This window comes from Arthrobacter sp. Y3223164 (genome assembly GCF_059091005.1).
Genome location: NZ_JBNHGF010000816.1, coordinates 1 through 519, shown reverse-complemented (window position 1 = coordinate 519; position 519 = coordinate 1). Strand labels below are relative to the sequence as shown.

Below are 519 nucleotides of genomic sequence, written 5' to 3'. Positions count from 1 at the left end.
CGGGCCTGGCCGGCGAGCCGGCGGCCCCAGTCGTCGTCGACGCAGACGACCGCGTGGCCGGACCGCTCCGGGCTGAACAGGCGGGCCTTGGTCTCGAAGTACTCGTCCATGCTCCCGTGCAGGTCCAGGTGGTCCTGGGTGAGATTGGTGAAGCCGGCCACGTCGAACCGGACGGCATCGACCCGCCGGAAGGAAATGGCATGCGAGGAGACCTCCATGGCCGCCGCGTCCAGCCCGCGTTCGCGCATCAGGGCCAGCAACCCGTGCACCTCGGGCGATTCCGGCGTGGTCAGGGCGCTGGGAATCGGTTCGGAACCGGCCGTGATCTCGATAGTTCCGATCAGTCCGGTGCTGAGGCCCAGCGCCTCCAGCAGGGACTTGATGAAGTAGGTGGTGGTGGTCTTGCCGTTGGTTCCGGTGACGCCAAACAGCGCCGGCGCCTGTCCGCCCGCCGGCTGGCTGCGGTAGACGGCGGCCGCCAGCGGCCCCACGAGTGCGCGCAGGTCCCGCGACCGCAGC

The 519-nt window shown here is 70.3% G+C and carries 1 protein-coding gene; it reads right to left on the bottom strand.

What is annotated here, in order from left to right:
• Positions 1–519 (bottom strand): Mur ligase family protein (locus AC5RUJ_RS18180; RefSeq protein ID WP_494156510.1); only part of this gene is annotated, 519 nt, incomplete at both ends.